Below are 17,345 nucleotides of genomic sequence, written 5' to 3'. Positions count from 1 at the left end.
GACTTTACACTGAGAAGAAGGCGATTCGAGATCGTCTGTTCATCGAAGAACCACATCCACGGTCCCCATCAATCGTTCTCACTCACATAGAGGGTGTTTCCATGGCTCGTCTTTCGCCGGCGTCTATCGCAAGACGACTTTTCCTGTTCAGTCTGGTAACTTCCGCGATTTGTGGTGGTGTGGCCGCTGATGCGTTCGCTCAGAATGATGTCGAAACGGATCAAGTCACAACGGCAGACGGTTGGAAGATTCCGTTTCATTACTACCCTTCTCGGGAAGGGAAAGATGCCGCTGTCGTCCTATTGCTGCACGGTGAAGGCAAGAATCGTTTAGTCTGGAAAGCGAATGGTTTTGCCGAAGCGTTGCAGAAAACCGGTTTTGCGGTGATCGCGATGGACTATCGCAAGCATGGCGAGGCCAAGGCCGGTCTTGGTTCAGCGACCGGTGGAAAGATGACACGTCGCGATTGGCAAGCCGTCGCCAGTGCCGGTTGGGCTGCAGGAGATATCGAAAGCGTGAAAAAATTCATCTTCGATCAACACCAAGAAGGCAAGTTGAACATGTCGAAGATGGCCATTGTGGCGTGTGAAGAAGCGGCACCTGTCGCTGCTGCTTGGGCGGCTTCTGATTGGGCGAAAGCTCCTTATAACGACGCCCCAACGGCCATTGCCAAAACTCGCAAAGGACAAGATGTGCGAGCGTTGCTGCTGGTTTCTCCGGCAGAATCGGTTCCGGGGGTTCCCGGCCAAGCTGCTGTGCGATTACTGAAGGACGCAGCATCGGCATTCTACCCGGTCGCCGGTGAGGAATTAATGCCCTCGATCGTGTTCCTCTACGGCAACGACGCCAAAGACAAACGAACTGCTGAAGAACTTTACGACACCGTTCACGTCAAACCGATCGAAGATCGCGTCTTCAAAGCGGCGTTTCCCACACCGGCCCGTGGATCGATGATGTTGAGAATCGCACCCATTCAAACCCAGATGGTGAAGTTCCTTAAAGATTCGGTGCAGAACGCAGACGTTGAATGGCAAGATCGTCGCAGCCGTTTACAACGCTAGATCGAAACTGATCTCGAATGAATTTGTATGTCGCCGCCGGGTTTCCGGTGGCGATTTTCTTTTGACGAATACAACGCATGCCTGAAGTTGACGACATCATCATTGGCCAAGGGCTTGCCGGTTCGGTGTTGGCCTGGCAATTGCATTGGCTCGGACGGCGAGTGCTGGTGATCGACCGCGAAGACACACAGACAGCCTCCCGGATTGCCGCCGGTCTGATCACGCCCGTCACCGGCATGCGATTCGTCGAAACTTGGCGATTCGCCGAATTCTGGCCAGCCGCGGTCGAGTTCTATCGACGGGTCGAACGCGATACCGGCATGTCGATTTTTCGTGTTCAACCGGCAGTGAGAATTCTTGCATCGCAAGCCGAAGTCGACAACTATGCCAAACGGCTTACGGCGGGCAAACTGAGTGGACAAACGCAACCGCCAAGGCCGCCGCTCAAATCGGAAGTGTTTCATCAACCGTTCGGTGCATTTGAAATGCCCTCAGCGGCCCGCTTGGACACGACTCAATTCTTGGCTGCCACTCGGAGCATGCTGGAGCAGACGAATAGTTATCTCCAAGCCGATATTGATTCCACCACCGATGTCGAACCCAACCTCGAAAGCATCGAATTGCCTCGTTTCAACCTGACGGCCAAACGCCTGTTCTTCTGCGAAGGCATCGCGGCTCGGAACAACGCGTGGTTCGCGGATTTGGCGTTCGATTCGGCCGCAGGGGAAATTCTCACTGTGCGAATCAGCGGGCTGACAGAATCGCGTACGATACACCGGGGTCTATGGCTAACCGCGGAAAAAACCGCACAGGTTTTTCGCGTCGGTGCGACCTATAATCGTGAAGACCAAACCGGTGAGTGCACCTCAGCCGGGAAAGAGACCATCTTGAACGGCCTCCAAGAATTCGTGTCAGACACGGTCGAGGTACTACAGCACGATGCAGCCGTTCGGCCGATTGTTGTGGGACGCAACCCCGTCATCGGTCGACACCCGACTCACGCGGGGATGTGGTTGTTCAACGGTTTGGCTTCGAAAGGTGCGTTGCAAGCTCCCGCAGTTGTCGCGCACTTGGTGGAAGCTGCAACAGGCGAATGCCCGATCGACCCGGAATACGACTACCAACTCCGACGGAAAACTTGATGATTCGACTGACGCAATTCGCTCAGCAACGGATTGGCGACGTGTTACCGACAGGCGGCTTCGCAGTCGATGCCACCGCCGGTAACGGACATGACACCCTCTTTCTTGCGCGTCGTGTCGGGTCATCGGGGCGAGTGATTGCAATCGACAATCAGCCGAGCGCGATTGAAAACACGCGGAAGAAACTGGCGGATGAGTCCGTTGAGAATGTCGAACTCATTCTCGGAAACCACGCCGACCTGCGAACCTGGATTCCAGAAAACCACAGGTGTGCTGTGGGTGCGGTGATGTTCAACTTAGGCTACCGACCTGGCGGAGATGAACAGCACACGACCCAGGCGGATTCTTCCGTACTTGCAATCGACGCGGCGATTGACGTCCTTAGCGACGATGGATTGATAACGGTTCTCGCCTACCCCGGCCATCCCGCTGGGACACGAGAAATGCAAGCAATCACCGATGCAATTGAGGTGTGGGCATTACGAGAACGGATATCTTGGGAGCGAATCGATGTTCAGCACCCGAGCGAACGTACCCCGGTTCTGTTCCTGATCGAAAAACGGAAACCACGAGTGTGTTCCAATTGAATGCCTCGCCGGATACCTGCTCGAATGCTGAAACCTGGCCTGAGACTGCTATGATATATGCAGTGAAACATTGATGGGCATACAACGGATGAACTCTGAAGGTGTGTGGGGATGTCGAGTGATCAACGACCGGTTCTGATTCTGGGAGCCGGTGTCAACGGTTGTGCCGTCGCGCGGGAACTGGTTCTCAACGGAGTTCCAGTGTGGTTGGTGGATCGACACGACATCGCCTCCGGGGCGAGTTCCCGGTCGTCGCGTTTGATTCACGGTGGGTTGCGTTACCTCGAATACGCCGAATTTCGGCTGGTGCGAGAGTCTCTCCAAGAGCGATCACGGTTACATCGCTTGGCCCCGCAGTTTGTGCATCCTTTGCGACTCTCGATTCCGGTCTCGAAACTGTCCAGCGGTTTGGTGCAGTCCGCGAAACGCTTTCTGTTCGGCAAATCGAGTCAGTCCGCATCTCGCGGATTATGGTTGGTGCAAACCGGCTTGAAGATGTACGACGCGTTCGTCTCTGATGCGGCTTTCCCGAAATCCAAATCATTTGCGGTCGGAACTGATTCGACTCCTGATGTCGACCCTGAGAAGTTTCGTTGGCTATGCAGCTACACCGACGCTTGGATGCAATTTCCCGAACGGTTTGTGCTGTCGATGGTGGAAGACGCACGACGGATTGCAGAGAAAACCGCAACCGAATTTCGCGTGCTGACCTACACCGAGACCGAATTTACCGGTGAGGATTTTCGTCTCGTCTCCCGATTCGCAGAAGACAATGATGCGACCACGTGCACGCCACGTATGGTCATCAATGCGACTGGTGCCTGGGGAGACTTGACGCTTGGGAAACTCGGTGTGAATTCGCCGCGGTTGTTCGGAGGCACGAAAGGCAGCCATTTCTTCACGACTAACGAACACCTTCGTCAGCGGCTCCGTGATGGCGGGTTGTACGCCGAGGCAGACGACGGGCGTTTGGTCTTCGTCCTCCCGTTTGGCGAGGGAGTGATGGTCGGCACGACCGACGAACGCTTCGAAGGACCGCCAGAATTAGCGATCGCACGCGAAGAAGAATTGGAATACCTGCTTGGAATGGTCAATTATCTGTTCGACGGACTGAACCTGAGCCGTGACGATGTGACGATGCATTATGCCGGTGTGCGACCGTTACCTTATACCGATGGAACAACTGCCGCCATCTCCCGGGACCATTCCCTCAAAGAACAATGGATCGGGTCATATCCCCTTTGCACATTAGTCGGCGGGAAGTTGACGACTGCTCGGGCCTTCGGCGAGTTGGTCGCCGACCGGGTGTTGGAAGAACTCAGCATTTCGCGTTCTCAGAATACCCACGACCGACCTTTTCCTGGTGGGGAATCATTTCCACCCGACACCACAGCCGAGCAATCTGAAGTGAATCAGCTTGCCAAAGGTCACAACGCCGAACCGTCGCAGGTTGCGACGATTTGGAATTTATGGGGAACCCGAACACATGAGATTTTGGACCAAATCGGACCGGGCCCATTCGAAAACTTAGACGGGACCAACATTCCCATCGCATACGCCAAATGGGTTTGCCAGAACGAATGGGTCGCGACACTCGAAGACCTTGTCGAACGCCGGTTGATGCTTGTGTTTTCGAAGCGACTGACGTTGCGTTGTCTCGAACAACTTGTGGAGATTCTTGACGAGTGTCAGAACATTCCCGATCTGGACAGGCGGGCGCAAATTGCCCAGATTCGGGAACGTCTGCAAAAATATTACGGCAAGAATATCGTCGTCGAGCAATCTCAATCAGCGACGACCATTCCGACCGACGACCATGTTTGACATAACGAATTTAGTTCGATTTCAATTCGAAATCGATCGTTTGTGAGGTTGGTTCAACCGTCTTGGTTAACTCGGTTTCCGCGTTGTATTGAGCGGGAATTTTTTCAGGAACTTCGACATCGTCCCCGGCCTCGTTAGTGACGGTGGTTGCCGTGGTTATTCCGACTCGATGTTCCCCTGGCAAAGCGCCAGGATTGTTGAGCGAGTACATGAGTTCGTAGTACCCATCTTCGTCGGTTGTTCCTGCCGATGGTCGTCCGCCTTCGGTTGGCGTGAATGACACATTCGCATTGGGCACCGGTTCTCCGTCCAGTGTGACCGTACCACTAACTGTGCCCAGTTCGGGGGTGTCGTCACTTCCACCACAGCCGCTCGCGATAACTCCGAGAATCAAGAATGCATAGCAAAGTCTGTTTCGGGTCACGGCTCGTCTCCTATACGGGGAATTGAGAGAAGAATACTATTGCTTATCTAAATTTACAAAAACGGCGACATGCGAGGAGGCATGTCGCCGAAAGAAACATGTATTCCCAAATTCAGTGAGATACCGGTCAAATGACGGCTTAGTAATCGCCGACTACTTGCTCGTCGTCTCGCATTCCGAGCCGTTGGTAAGTTCCCGAGGAAAGTTTCTGGGCGTTACTCGCTTTGCCGGGGGCATTACTTGTGTCAACGCCGGTTGGCACGCTGTAGTTGATGTTATCGCTGATGAACTGAGTCGAACCGTCGCAGAACAAGAAGTGAGCTCCGCCTGGATGTGCACTGCTAAACCCTTCGGTGCAATGGTGCGAGCTGTTATCAGGATCGTTGAGAGGTCGGGTGACGCGACCCATTGTGTAGTCCGCACCTTGTGGTCCGTGCCCGGTTACGTTTCGATTGCCAACCCATGCCCCCTGTGCACAACGGAAATCTCGCTCGCCGACTGCGAACGTGTTGCTTAACCCGTCTATGATATCCTTAAAGCCAACTTCGCTACCCCGATACATTACGCCATCGTTGTTGGTTCGATGCACGTCTCCATAACCACAGACGCCAATGTAGTTCGACTTGGCAACGCGAAAGCTGTTGTTAAATCCAGTCGAGGCTCCGTTGAAGTGACGACCACTTCCGCCGTTCATCCGCCCACCGTCCATCAAGTGTTTGCCACGATCGGAGGGGCAAATGTAGGAATCGAGTTTTGTCTGAGCCAAAGTTCGATCCGCCGTGCTCAACATTTCGGTCAGTCGTCGTGACGAGACGCCCATCTGCTCGTAGAGATTGGTTTGTTCGATCTGAGGCAACAAATAGGCTCCCCAACCCCAGACTTCTTCGTTGCCTGTGGTCGTATGATAACTACCCGGAGGGAGCGTGCCGTGAATGTCATGATAGTTGTGGAGTGCGATCCCGATTTGCTTCAAGTTATTGCGGCATTGCGTGCGGCGGGCAGCTTCACGGGCTTGTTGGACGGCCGGCAACAGCAAGGCAATCAAAATCGCGATGATGGCAATCACCACGAGTAGTTCGATTAACGTGAACCCAGTGCGCGATCTCATTTGACGACGCGACATAAGACTCTCCTTCAAAGACGGGTGTGGAAGAACAAAGATTAGAAAGGTGATACAACATCCGCTTAGTCCGAAATCCAGAATTGGACAACAGACGCAAACCACACGCGCATACGACTTCGAAAGTAAAACGACTTACCAAGTTGTAAAAAAATTGAACTTGGATTGGGTTTCGACAGCGTTACGCGAGTGCGTGATATTGAGACTTGAAGAAACAAGTCTGGTTAGATCATCGACATTCTGTACAAATTGCACACGAATTTCAACAATTTTTCTGATTTTTTCGCTTTTTGCGACACAATTCTTGCGATTACGTGTTGTGAAAACGTTTCTACGCACGGGCTTAGAAGAAAACCGAGACTTTTCTCAAGATTTCCGGCTCGCCAATGAATGGCGGTACGAGGGAGCTTGTAACGTTAGATTGGAAAGTCAGGTGTCGTCTTCAGTGTCGGTCGTAATTTCACCACGTTCCAAGGCCGAACGATACGCCTCTTCGGGGGCAATGCTATGTCGATTGTTGTACGGGAACGGCAGTTTTGGTTTCTCGCAATCCAGAAATTCGCAGAGGAGATCGAAACCCTGGTCGTTCAAAATGCTGATATCAGGGATGTCTAAAATCGATTCCGGTCGATTGGCGAAATAGCGAGATACGTTTTGCTGGTGCGTTTCATAGGCACGCAAATAAGTCTCGTGATGAAACTCACGGCTGCCGAATGTCATTTCGCGGAAGATGTTCATCACGTTGACGAAGTCTTGGTCACGGTCCGACGAGTTCGGCATCGACTTAAGTAATCGCAATCCGATGAATTGTCGTCGGGCGGAACGCAACCAGGCTTGCGGGTCGAGATCGCGACGGACGTTGATAAAGAGACTTCCGGGATATTGTTGATCGAGTTTCTGATAGACTTCCGTGATGCACGCCGGGTAGTCTGCAAGCCCATCACAGTGATCAAGTATGTCGAAAGCGAAGTCGCTGCTCTCAATCTGCTGATGCATCCGCACGAGCCGAGCTGTGTCGTGGTGTTCTTCGTCGGACTGTCGGTCGATTCTGCCAAGATGAGCCAAACGCAGTCCCAACATTCGCAATGCATCGCATACGGAAACCGTGGCACACCGCGGAAGTGCAATGACGTGAATTTTGTTGAACCTACGCATGTGGGCTCGGAGTCAGAGTGAGAAGAATCGCGAACATCTCTGATTTCTAACGTATTCAATGATATCTGTCGAATGCGTTGATTTCATGGGAGCCGTCCGTAACGGCAGTGGCCGGTACTGTTCGGTGCGGTGTCGACCGTATCGAGGAAACGCCTCCACAAGTTTGCTCTGGTCTAACGAGATCGACTGGAAATGGTTCCGTCATGCGTCCAATCTTGAAGGCTCGCCAAACGTACGCTGCGATCAATCGACCAATCCCACAAGCTATTCAGATCACCATCGAGCACAATTTCAACGAGTCGTTCTGTGTGTTCGTGCTTGCGAAGTAATTCGAAAAGTTCTGGCCCGTCTCGTCGATCTCATATTCAATAGCATTACTAGCATTTGGGTTCGCTCGAGCCATTTGGGTCGCCGAGTATCAATGTATTTGATCATCCGTCCGACCAAGTTTCATCAAGCAATCCACGAATGGCAATAAAAAACGCCCGAGCAATCTCTCGGGCGTTTTCTGTTTGAAGGGAGCCGCGACTAGTTTCGGATGGAGCGGTCGTTCAATGTCTGTCGACTTGCACTATCGGCAACAAAGAAGTCTTGGAAGTCGCTGTAGTTATCGGTGGTCCCTTCCATGTCGTATTCGCGACTGATCATCGTACCCAACCACGCTTGCAGACGACGAGAGCCGTCGGTTTCCGCATGGTGCGTGGCGACTTCCGTGGCGAAGTTCAGCAGGTCATACACCTTGCACTGCACCGGCAGGGTCCGTTGTCGTTTCGCGGACAGTGCGTCGAGGTTGGCCAACCCGTAAATCCGGGAGACGTCACCCGTCATCTGGTGAAACGACTTGAGCAACGGCGTGCTGTCTTTGGTGCTGCGAGATTCTGCTCCATCGTGGCCACGCAATTCGTGATTGACTTGCCGACCGCCGACCAAACGGGCCAGCAAGTTGTAAAGACTCATCGTTTCATGGACGCTCGCCCAAGACGTGGTCGCACTTTCGAATCGTTGACGAAGAGCGGCGTAGCCTTCATCATTGTTGAAACCATCCAATGCTCGCACGAGAGAGTAAATGGGAGAATCGTCGCCGCGACCGAGAGTAATTTCACTCCGGAACGCTTTGGCGTAGCCGATCATTCCGTTCGAACAAACCTCACGCAAAAGCGACAAGTAAATATTCGGCAGGCCAAAGCCATCCACCGGCGTTCGGAGCACAAAGCGGTGGGCGAATTGATCGCCGGAAATCTGGAAACGATTTGATCCCGTACGCGGCATGTGGTGCGATTCGACGATGCCGTTGTGATAGGTCGTTTTCTCGCCGTCATAACGCGAGAGCAGGTCGCTCAGTTCATCATGATGAACGGCAGCACGTTTCGGATTAGAAATTCCTAGCAACCGACCTCGACCCGATTTCGGATTGCGTTCAATGCAGAATCGCATTCGCTCGTGCGGTGATTTCTCGGCGATGCGTTGAAAGACTTCCTCGTGGCTAAAGTAGTTGAAAATCGATTTGCTGAATCCATATCGCACGTACAGACTGTTCCAAAACCGATCCGTCGGCGTCACCGGTTCATCATCGATGAACACGTTCGCAACCGGACGATGGCGAGCCATCTTCTGTTCCGGTTCGGTTGTTTCTACACGCAATTGGCCGATCGTGGTGACGCCATATTCGAACGTGTAAGCATCGTTGACGCGGGCAGACATGGGATTGCACTCCTTCGGGGCAAAATGCGTTCTCGACATGAGGTAACGCGAATTCATGAAAATTGCGGCAGCAGGGACACGATCAGGCAATCGACCGTTCAATCGAACTGCGACGGTTGCGCGTTCCAATGACGGGGAAGCCCGACATTGTGACGACGGATGAAACGGGGCATTTCCACATCCGTGCTGGCGATGGCCATGCGTGCCCGGGCGTTCGCAATGTTGATCAACGGATTGACCGTCAACGTTCGCCACTCATCTTCCTGCCAAAGATGTTGCTCGAGTGCGGTCGCCATCTTCGTGAACGGATACCGCGTTAGTTTGCTCTGGATCACTTGCTTGAACGGAACATTCGGATGCTTACGGAACGCTCGCCCGCACATTTGCATTGTGGGGCCTTTTGCGGAATCACGACAGAAAACGGTTTGCAAATCCGGACAGTCGAAGCCTTCCGTCAGAACCATACAGTTGACGAGCACGTCCGTTCCCCCCTGGCGAAAGCGGGCGAGTTGGGCATCGCGATCCGACGACCCGGTCACGGTTTCACACGCGATGTCATGTCGTTGCAATCGCTCGGCGAATTCGAAGCACTCGGCCAGCTTGCGAAAGAAGACGATTGTTTTGCCCCAGCGGTGTGGTTCGCGAAGATAAAACTCGGCCACCGTGTCCACGTTGAACGCTGGGATCGTGTAGTGGTGATACTTGGCGAGATACCCGTCCTGAATGAGCTGATGAATTCCCGCATCCTTGATGACTTTGTCAAAACAAAGTTTGACGCGGTCTGCTCGAAACGGAGTGGCGGTGAGTCCGAGAATCCATCGCGGGCGAATTCGGTTGTGCAAGAACGCCATCGACGAGGCAGCATCGTGTTGAGCTTCGTCGACGATCAGTAGGTCGATGTCGGTGGGCGGATTTTTGTCGAACATCGATATGAACTCGATGGGGTCGACGTCGATGCCCTGCTCGACGTTTTCTGCAGCCGTTTGGTTCAGCAAATTGCGACGCATCGCAACCCAGCCAACCCGCACGCCGTGTCGCTCTTGCAGGAGTTTCGCTGTCAACAATCCCATGACGGTTTTGCCACTGCCAGTCGGCGATTCAATCATCGCTGACCGAGCGGCGGGTTCGAGATTCCCGAGGCCGTTCGTAAACCGACCTTCCAGCATCGCCACAACTTTATTAACGATGCGAGCCTGATAGGGCCGCGGCTCGATCTTCGTCTGCGTGACGAGAGCATCCAATTCCATTGGAGTTGATCCCCTTCCGTGTGTGGTGTCGATCCGATTTCGTCGACTTCCAACACTGACATTTTACTCGATTCTGAAAGGGGAAACGAGCAGGCGGCTGAGGAGATCATCAAAAAAGCCGACGTTCCGATTTTTTCGGAATTCCCAGTTAATTCGTCGCCGGTGTGATCGGAATGCAAATTCTGAATCGAGTACCGCGACCGGGTTCACTCTCGCAGGTCAACACGCCGTCGTGAGCTTCGACGATGCGTTTAACCGTGGGCAGTCCGAGTCCGCTGCCGCCTTTGCGACTCGAAAAAAATGGTCGAAACATCCGCTCGAGCATGTCGGCACTCATGCCGATTCCGGTATCGATCACGTCCAGGCAGACGGATTCTTGATCGGTGTATGTCAGCAGTTCTAGCGTCCCGCCATCGGCCATGGCTTGTTGGGCGTTGAGTGCGAGGTTGAGAATCGCTTGCCGGATCAACGCTCGATCGATGGGGACCAAAGGAAGGTCGGCCGCCAAATGCGGGCTAATGCGGACTCCCGCATCGTCCGCTTGCATCTGATAAGACTCGATGAACTCACGAACGACCGAATTCCAATCCGTTTCAATCCGGTGAAGCTCACCGAGTCGAGCGAACTGCAAGAACTGCGTGAGAATCTGATCGAGTTGGCGACACTCACGTTGAAGCAAGTTGACCTTGTTCAACAATCGCCGATCACGCGGACTGCCGTCGGTTTGCTCAAGGTCTTCGGCCATCAGCTCAAGATTGAGGCTGATTGTCGAAAGCGGGTTGCGGATCTCATGCGCTAACCCGCCTGCGAGCGTGGCGATCTCAGCCGACTGCGATTGTAATCGCTTGCGTTCGTCGTCACCTAATGAGCGATCCGCATTCATGCTTATTCAAATCGAGCAGTGGTGCGGTCCTTGTGATCGCTCCAAAGACACGTGTTGTGCAAGAGCACGAAAGGCGACGATTACTCTTCCTCGTCACCTTCGCCGTTCTGTTCAGCGAGGACAGCCTTTCGAGAAAGCTTGACACGGTTTTGTTCGTCGACCGCAATCACTTTGACATCGATCCGATCACCGACCTTGACGACGTCAGAAACATTCTTCACAAAGCCGTCTGCCAACTCGCTGATGTGACAGAGACCGTCTTTGCCGGGAGCAATCTCAATGAAGGCTCCGAAGTCTTTGATCGAACTCACAGTCCCTGCGTAGATTCGACCGACTTTGATTTCCTCGGTCATCGCTTCGATGGCAGCGAGTGCTTTTGCAGCGGACTCGCCATTGTTCGCGGCAATCGTGACAGTACCATCGTCTTGAATGTCGATCTGAGCGCCGCTGTTCTCCTGCATGGCGCGGATCGTCTTTCCGCCAGGGCCGATGAGGAGACCGATCTTTTCCGGATCGATTTTGATCTGACGCAAACGGGGGGCGAAATCGGAAATGTCACCACGTGGCCGACGAATCGTGGTCAACATGGTCTTGAGCAACTGAATCCGAGCTTGCCGAGCCTGAGCCAAAGTCTCCTTGATGATTTGGCCGTTGATCCCCGAGTTCTTCAGGTCCAGTTGAATACCAGTGATTCCACGTTGTGTGCCAGCGACTTTGAAGTCCATGTCGCCGTAGTGGTCTTCATCACCCATGATATCGGTGAGGAGAGTGTATTCGGTATCACTGTCCATCACGATCCCAATGGAGATACCAGCAACCGGTTGCTGCAACGGCACACCGGCGTCCATCATCGAAAGCGTAGCCGAGCACACTGTTGCCATCGAACTCGAACCATTGGACTCGAGGATGTCCGAGATCGCACGAATCGTGTAAGGGAACTTATCCGGCGTAGGTAGAATGGGTTCCACGGAGCGTTGGGCTAGCATCCCGTGACCGATCTCACGTCGACCGGGACCACGAATCGGACGCACTTCACCGACCGAAAATGACGGGAAGTAATAGTGCAACATGAACCGTTCGGAGATTTCATCATACAACCCGTCGACGCGTTGTTGGTCACGCGAGGTTCCCAAGGTGATCATGCCTAGCGATTGTGTTTCGCCACGCGTGAACACTGCGGAACCATGGACGCGTGGCAGCACACCGACTTCACACGAAACGGGACGCAGTTCACTAGGCTTACGACCATCGAGACGTTTGCCTTCGAGAATCAGGTCGCGAACGGCCCGTTTTTCGAGCTTATAGAAAGCATCTTTGAAGTCTGTCAGCGAGTGACCATCGGCGGTTTCCGTGGCGTCATCCGGGAACAATTCGTCAATGAACTCTTGGCGAATCTCAGCGACTTCGCTATGTCGATCTTGCTTTTTGCCAGCTAGCTTCGCTTCCTTGACCCGCGAATAAGCCTTGCTCTTGAGCATCTTATCGAACGGGTTTTCTGGTGGAGCTTCCCACTCGAACGGCTCGACACCGACCTTTTTGACGAACTCGTCTTGCAGATCACAGAGCTTCTGAATTTCTTCGTGAGCGAAAGCGATCGCCTCGGTCATTTGCTGTTCGGGGATCTCTTCGCCGAAGCCTTCGATCATCAGAACGCTTTTCCGGCTACCGGCGACGATCAGATCAAGCTTGCTCTCCTTCATCTGTTGGATGGTCGGGAACACGACGTACTCGTCATCGATCAATCCGACCCGCAGTCCACCGATAGGACCTTGGAACGGAACCGGCGAAAGCATGATCGCAGCGCTGGCTCCCAGGATCGTCAAAGCATCAGGATCGTTTTCGGGGTCCGCGGACAAGACGTTGCACATGACTTGCAACTCGTCTTTGTAACCCTCCGGGAAGAGGGGGCGGATCGGGCGGTCGGTGAGACGGGCTGCCAGAATTTCGCGGGTCGTCGGGCGTCCCTCGCGTTTGAGAAAGCCGCCGGCAAACTTGCCGGATGCGGCTAGTCGTTCTCGATAATCAACTTGAAGTGGGAAGAAATCAATACCTGGTCGGGCTGGCCCAGTTTGAGCCGCAACAAAGAGAACTGTTTCGCCGAACTGAACTCGAACTGCCCCACTTGCCTGCTTGGCCCAGTCTCCTGTTGTCAGACTGAGTTTTCGGCCCCCGATTTCCCGTTCGACTGTAACTTTGCTCACGTTTTCCGTCCTAGCATTCAAAATTCTTACGACGACACACCGACACAACCGGTTGGGTTAGACCGTACGACAGAAGTTCGACGCATTTGACAAAATGCGCACTTCAACCCGCTTATCGTTGTCAGATCACGCTTGGAGCTATGACAACAGTTATTGCGACCTCGACTAGCCACGAGTGTGGAAGGTGTTGCGTGGACGTGCCGTTCTGCATCGTCGACACTGTATGTCGACGACACGCGAATGGTGGTCGCTCTCAACACACCTGTCGAAAGGTTGTTGTTTCGACACCTGATACTGATTTACACGACTCGTGCCATGCGTACCTGGAAGCCCGCACGGCTTCTTAAGAACTACTTCCGCAAGTTCAGCCGTTGAAGGATCTCGCGATACCGTTCTGGCGTGTTGTTTGCGAGATAACGCAACAACTTCTTACGGCGGCTGACGAGTTGCATCAAACCACGTTGGCTGGCGTAGTCCTTGGGGTTTTCGCGGAGGTGAACCGTCAGGTTGGCGATCCGCTCCGTGGCAACTGCAATTTGCACTTCTGGCGAACCGACGTCGGAATCCGACCGTCGATACTCTTCAACAATTTCTGATTTCCGCTCTTTTGTCACAGACATCTTAACGACCGGCTCCATACACAGATGACCACGCTCGTCTGTTTGCGCGGTCCACTTTGGCAGAATTGAGTTTCAAGTCAGACACTCTAACAATGTCCCAGTAGAAATCAACTCTTCCGCGATGCAAGATTATCGCGAGGTCAATAAAAAATCCCGTCCGGTATTCGCGGGACGGGATTCAACAACGACGCTCTGATGGGGCTATCAATCAGATTTTGCCCGCCTGCAGGTCACTGACGACTTCAGCCAGGATTGCGGGATCTTGAGTGCCAACAACATGCGTCACGCGGCTTTCCGGCACGCCTAATCGGAGCATGGTTTCTTCGGCTTTTTGCCAGATTCGAGTTTTTTGCTTTGCGGAATCTGTCAGGTAAAGATTTGTCACCATCTCACTGAGTCGATCTTGATCGATATCATCACGATTGTCGTAAAAACGTTTGATGATTTTCTTTTGGTGCTCGGTATGGTCTGCCATGTCAGTCCTTGGACGTATTCAATTCCTGTGATAAATGGTCGAGCGTTCCGTCACCCGACCTAGGGATCTCGTTCTCATATCGGTCGGAACGTCTCGATTCATTCGGAGTATTGGTAGTACATGTTATATCGACGGGAACTTCCACGGAACGGCATGCGGGTGGCCATGTATTTGGCGGCATTGGCGATGCCATCTTGTTGGGTCGGTGCGGCACCGGGGAGAATTAATGTATACGTGCCGAAGTACGGACCACCTGGCGCATCCTCGTAGACTTCTTCAAATTTGTTGTAGAAAGAGTCGAAGTTTTGCCGCTCTTGAGCCGTTCGCAAACTGGCTTTCGCGTCTTGCTTTTCTTGAAGAGCGTCTCGGGGTTTTTGAGGTTCTGGTTGCGGTTCCGGCTTCGGATCTGGTTTTTCATCGTCGGTATCGTTACGGGAAGGCGTTCGATTTCGCGGGCCGAAAATCCCTCCCCCTCCAAAACCGCCGGCATTCCCACCAAACCCGCCACGTTTAGGCGAGGGATTGGTCTTTTGTGGAGGCGAATTCGAAGCGATCGTCGTCTGCGGTGGTGGGGTTTCGGAATTCGTCGACAACATGTCCTTGATCGCCGAAGATTCTTCATCCGGGGTGTTCTCGGATCGCTCAGCGAACGATTCCGTATCTTCCGAGTCTGGTTCAGGTTCCGATTCTTTCTCCGAGTTTTCGTCTTCAGGGGCTTCCGATTCGACCGACGAAGGTTGCTTTGCGGTTGGCTTCGTCACAGCGACCGTATCGGGCTCTTCCACGGGTTCTTGTGACAGAAACATCGCCCCACCGATCAGTAACGCGATCATGCTGACAAAGCCAAGACTAATCGCGATGAGCCCGGCATTCGAGTGCGATTTTCTTGCAGGGGGTGTGTGACCGGAAGCCGGAGGGGTGGTAAACAAACTGCTTCTAGTGGCGACGTCGTCTGGGGATTCAGTCTGGATGTGCGGCAACTCGGTCGCGAACCCCATTTCCGTCGTCGCCGGTTCCGGAGGTGCGGAAACGTCGTTAATCTGCGTCGAGGCAAACGCCGGGTCTGCGGATTGAGCAAGCTGAAGAACCGGGACCGAGTCGGAACTCGAAGTGCCCGCTGTTTTCCCTTGAGCAAATTCGGTCAGGTGTAAGGCGAACTCCTTCATCGATTGGTAACGGTCTTCCGGTTTTTTAGCCATTGCCCGGGCACAAATGGCGTCTAACTCGGGATCGATGTGGGGAAGAACACTGCTCAGTCGCGGAGTCTCCGCCCCCAAAATTTGACCAAGCACAACCGTTGTACCCCCTCGGAACGGAAGTTCGCCGGTCAATAATTCGAACAGGATGATACCGAGGGCGTAAATGTCCGCTGGCGGTCCGGTATCGAGGTCACCGAGAACCTGCTCGGGAGACATGTATGCGGGTGTGCCGAGAATTGCACCTTCTTTCGTCATTCGGCTTTCGTCTTCATCGGCATCGACTTGACGCGCCAAACCGAAGTCCATAATTTTCGGCCGTTTCTGCCGATCGATCATGATATTGGCAGGCTTGAGGTCGCGGTGAACGACATCTGCCGCATGGGCGTGTTCCATTGCCAATGCCAAGCGTCGCACCATGAGGACTGCTCGACGTTCCGGCCAGGGTTGCCCGACGAAATCGGAGAGTGGTTTACCGTTGACGAACTCCATCGCGATGAAGCTGACGCCGTCGATTTCACCGACATCGTAAACGGTACAGATGAATTCGTGGTTTAACCGGGCGGCGGCACGGGCCTCGAGTTGGAATCGTTCGATGCGTTGGCGGCGGTTTTTGGCTTCCAACGACGGCGTTTTTAACGCGACGTTCCGATCCAGTTGGGTATCGTGGGCTAAATAGACCGCCCCCATTGCCCCGCGACCGAGTTGTTTTTCGACGCGGTAACGGCCGAATTCGGGCGGCAATGAAAACTCGTTCTGTGGATCAGCCGAACGCATAGGCTGTGGTTCTCCAACTTGCGATTCCAGTGTCCCGGTCGAATGTGTCTCTCGGTCTTGTGGCTGTGGTCGTTGTTTTGCGTTTCGGGAAACTGGGGAAGCCGCCAATTTCTTCAAAACCGTTCGCAATTCCTCCGCGATCGCCGGGTGTTCCGCGACGAAACGATCGATGGAAATCCGTTCGCCGTTGGCGAGTTTGGCTCGATACTGCTTGAGGGCGTCTGCACACGAAGGGGAAATTGTCCGCGATTGAGGTGACGGCTTCGGCATATAGCGACCTCCCAACTTGCTGGCCCGAGGAAACTGGCGGGATCGGCTTTGTTTCAACTCTCTTCGATGTTAGCCATCATGTGTAAGCCTGTCACGTGAAACTTCGCACAATTTCCTTGAGGGCAGAACCAGTCTATAGCCATTTCACGAAGCGATTGTCTCCATCGACCAAAATTGCTTTGGGTTCAATCGGTGTCGTCGAGAGCGTATAGCCGAAGATGATGATATGATCACCGGTTTGAATCTGCCGAGCAGCTGGGCCGTTCATGCAGATGACGCCGCTATCGGGTTCGCCTTCGAGGACATATGTTTCCAGCCGCGCCCCGGATTCCAACGCAGCGACCATCACCTTTTCACCCGGTTCCAGGCCGACCCGTTCCATCAACGAGGAATCGATCGTAATGCTGCCAATGTATTCCACATTGGCTTGCGTGACGGTCGCGTGATGAATCTTCGAAGACAAAAACCACTTCATTCGTATCAAACTCCGAGGGGATTAGTACCCTCAATTAGACCGCGCGGCGAACCTTGGGGTTCACACAAGTTAGGACATCGTGAATCGTAGCGAGATCGGCGAAAAAGGGAACCGTGTACCATAGGTCAGGCTGGGCCCGACAAGCTCCGGTGACTTCGTATTGAACGTTTCGGCAGTTCTACTGATG

Annotated in this window: 16 protein-coding genes; 5 read left to right on the top strand and 11 right to left on the bottom strand. The window is 53.6% G+C overall.

Annotation, left to right across the window (positions count from 1 at the left end; genetic code table 11):
* Positions 1 to 101 precede the first annotated feature (101 nt).
* The 4 genes from AC5DDB_RS06610 (at position 102) to AC5DDB_RS06595 (ending at position 4,614) form a co-directional block, all read left to right on the top strand.
* Entirely contained in the window at positions 102 to 1,061 is a 960-nt protein-coding gene (locus AC5DDB_RS06610) for an alpha/beta hydrolase (RefSeq protein ID WP_491738903.1), read from the top strand.
* 77 nt (positions 1,062 to 1,138) lie between these two features.
* On the top strand, positions 1,139 to 2,203 hold the full coding sequence (locus tag AC5DDB_RS06605; protein ID WP_491738902.1) for an NAD(P)/FAD-dependent oxidoreductase: 1,065 nt from the start codon (positions 1,139 to 1,141) through the stop codon (positions 2,201 to 2,203).
* Positions 2,203 to 2,790 carry a tRNA 5-(aminomethyl)-2-thiouridylate-methyltransferase MnmM gene (gene mnmM, locus AC5DDB_RS06600; RefSeq protein WP_491738901.1) on the top strand — a complete coding sequence of 196 codons (588 nt, stop codon included), beginning with the start codon at positions 2,203 to 2,205 and terminating at the stop codon, positions 2,788 to 2,790. Before AC5DDB_RS06605 ends, mnmM begins: the two co-directional genes overlap by 1 nt.
* A 111-nt stretch (positions 2,791 to 2,901) precedes the next feature.
* Positions 2,902 to 4,614 carry a glycerol-3-phosphate dehydrogenase/oxidase gene (locus AC5DDB_RS06595; protein ID WP_491738900.1) on the top strand — a complete coding sequence of 571 codons (1,713 nt, stop codon included), beginning with the start codon at positions 2,902 to 2,904 and terminating at the stop codon, positions 4,612 to 4,614.
* A gap of 10 nt (positions 4,615 to 4,624) precedes the next feature.
* On the opposite strand, the gene AC5DDB_RS06590 is transcribed toward AC5DDB_RS06595, so the two are convergent.
* From AC5DDB_RS06590 to AC5DDB_RS06580, 3 genes are all read right to left on the bottom strand, one after another.
* Positions 4,625 to 5,038 (bottom strand): carboxypeptidase-like regulatory domain-containing protein, encoded by a 414-nt coding sequence (locus AC5DDB_RS06590; RefSeq protein ID WP_491738899.1) that lies wholly within the window; start codon positions 5,036 to 5,038, stop codon positions 4,625 to 4,627.
* A gap of 139 nt (positions 5,039 to 5,177) precedes the next feature.
* Complete coding sequence (locus tag AC5DDB_RS06585) at positions 5,178 to 6,146, bottom strand: DUF1559 domain-containing protein (RefSeq protein WP_491738898.1); 969 nt, start codon at positions 6,144 to 6,146, stop codon at positions 5,178 to 5,180.
* 441 nt (positions 6,147 to 6,587) lie between these two features.
* Positions 6,588 to 7,313 (bottom strand): sulfotransferase, encoded by a 726-nt coding sequence (locus AC5DDB_RS06580; RefSeq protein WP_491738897.1) that lies wholly within the window; start codon positions 7,311 to 7,313, stop codon positions 6,588 to 6,590.
* 203 nt (positions 7,314 to 7,516) lie between these two features.
* On the opposite strand from AC5DDB_RS06580, the gene AC5DDB_RS06575 reads away from it, so the two are divergent.
* Complete coding sequence (locus AC5DDB_RS06575) at positions 7,517 to 7,642, top strand: hypothetical protein (RefSeq protein ID WP_491738896.1); 126 nt, start codon at positions 7,517 to 7,519, stop codon at positions 7,640 to 7,642.
* 199 nt (positions 7,643 to 7,841) lie between these two features.
* Here AC5DDB_RS06575 and AC5DDB_RS06570 read toward each other — a convergent pair whose 3' ends face one another.
* The 8 genes from AC5DDB_RS06570 to AC5DDB_RS06535 form a co-directional block, all read right to left on the bottom strand.
* Positions 7,842 to 9,014 carry a DUF932 domain-containing protein gene (locus AC5DDB_RS06570; protein WP_491738895.1) on the bottom strand — a complete coding sequence of 391 codons (1,173 nt, stop codon included), beginning with the start codon at positions 9,012 to 9,014 and terminating at the stop codon, positions 7,842 to 7,844.
* A gap of 98 nt (positions 9,015 to 9,112) precedes the next feature.
* Positions 9,113 to 10,261, bottom strand: coding sequence for a DEAD/DEAH box helicase (locus AC5DDB_RS06565; protein WP_491738894.1), 1,149 nt, complete (start codon positions 10,259 to 10,261; stop codon positions 9,113 to 9,115).
* Positions 10,262 to 10,409: 148 nt separating this feature from the next.
* Positions 10,410 to 11,144, bottom strand: coding sequence for a sensor histidine kinase (locus tag AC5DDB_RS06560; protein WP_491738893.1), 735 nt, complete (start codon positions 11,142 to 11,144; stop codon positions 10,410 to 10,412).
* An 80-nt stretch (positions 11,145 to 11,224) separates the two neighbouring features.
* Positions 11,225 to 13,345 (bottom strand): polyribonucleotide nucleotidyltransferase, encoded by a 2,121-nt coding sequence (pnp, locus tag AC5DDB_RS06555; protein ID WP_491738892.1) that lies wholly within the window; start codon positions 13,343 to 13,345, stop codon positions 11,225 to 11,227.
* Positions 13,346 to 13,695: 350 nt separating this feature from the next.
* On the bottom strand, positions 13,696 to 13,965 hold the full coding sequence (gene rpsO, locus AC5DDB_RS06550; RefSeq protein WP_491738891.1) for a 30S ribosomal protein S15: 270 nt from the start codon (positions 13,963 to 13,965) through the stop codon (positions 13,696 to 13,698).
* 208 nt (positions 13,966 to 14,173) lie between these two features.
* Positions 14,174 to 14,440 carry a hypothetical protein gene (locus AC5DDB_RS06545; protein ID WP_491738890.1) on the bottom strand — a complete coding sequence of 89 codons (267 nt, stop codon included), beginning with the start codon at positions 14,438 to 14,440 and terminating at the stop codon, positions 14,174 to 14,176.
* A gap of 98 nt (positions 14,441 to 14,538) precedes the next feature.
* Entirely contained in the window at positions 14,539 to 16,683 is a 2,145-nt protein-coding gene (locus AC5DDB_RS06540) for a protein kinase domain-containing protein (protein WP_491738889.1), read from the bottom strand.
* A 133-nt stretch (positions 16,684 to 16,816) separates the two neighbouring features.
* Positions 16,817 to 17,158, bottom strand: a complete 342-nt coding sequence (locus AC5DDB_RS06535; RefSeq protein ID WP_491738888.1) for an aspartate 1-decarboxylase — start codon at positions 17,156 to 17,158, stop codon at positions 16,817 to 16,819.
* Positions 17,159 to 17,345: the final 187 nt, after the last annotated feature.

This window comes from Thalassoroseus sp. (assembly GCF_984380535.1).
This window is presented reverse-complemented; position numbering and strand designations above follow the sequence as displayed.

Bases quoted from the DNA above. Each gene is read 5' to 3' on its own strand.
- AC5DDB_RS06610 (WP_491738903.1), top strand. From the start codon at position 102: ATGGCTCGTCTTTCGCCGGCGTCTATCGCAAGACGACTTTTCCTGTTC.
- AC5DDB_RS06605 (WP_491738902.1), top strand. From the start codon at position 1,139: ATGCCTGAAGTTGACGACATCATCATTGGCCAAGGGCTTGCCGGTTCG.
- mnmM (WP_491738901.1), top strand. From the start codon at position 2,203: ATGATTCGACTGACGCAATTCGCTCAGCAACGGATTGGCGACGTGTTA.
- AC5DDB_RS06595 (WP_491738900.1), top strand. From the start codon at position 2,902: ATGTCGAGTGATCAACGACCGGTTCTGATTCTGGGAGCCGGTGTCAAC.
- AC5DDB_RS06585 (WP_491738898.1), bottom strand. From the start codon at position 6,146: ATGAGATCGCGCACTGGGTTCACGTTAATCGAACTACTCGTGGTGATT.
- AC5DDB_RS06580 (WP_491738897.1), bottom strand. From the start codon at position 7,313: ATGCGTAGGTTCAACAAAATTCACGTCATTGCACTTCCGCGGTGTGCC.
- AC5DDB_RS06575 (WP_491738896.1), top strand. From the start codon at position 7,517: ATGCGTCCAATCTTGAAGGCTCGCCAAACGTACGCTGCGATCAATCGA.
- AC5DDB_RS06570 (WP_491738895.1), bottom strand. From the start codon at position 9,014: ATGTCTGCCCGCGTCAACGATGCTTACACGTTCGAATATGGCGTCACC.
- AC5DDB_RS06565 (WP_491738894.1), bottom strand. From the start codon at position 10,261: ATGGAATTGGATGCTCTCGTCACGCAGACGAAGATCGAGCCGCGGCCC.
- AC5DDB_RS06560 (WP_491738893.1), bottom strand. From the start codon at position 11,144: ATGAATGCGGATCGCTCATTAGGTGACGACGAACGCAAGCGATTACAA.
- rpsO (WP_491738891.1), bottom strand. From the start codon at position 13,965: ATGTCTGTGACAAAAGAGCGGAAATCAGAAATTGTTGAAGAGTATCGA.
- AC5DDB_RS06545 (WP_491738890.1), bottom strand. From the start codon at position 14,440: ATGGCAGACCATACCGAGCACCAAAAGAAAATCATCAAACGTTTTTAC.
- AC5DDB_RS06540 (WP_491738889.1), bottom strand. From the start codon at position 16,683: ATGCCGAAGCCGTCACCTCAATCGCGGACAATTTCCCCTTCGTGTGCA.
- AC5DDB_RS06535 (WP_491738888.1), bottom strand. From the start codon at position 17,158: ATGAAGTGGTTTTTGTCTTCGAAGATTCATCACGCGACCGTCACGCAA.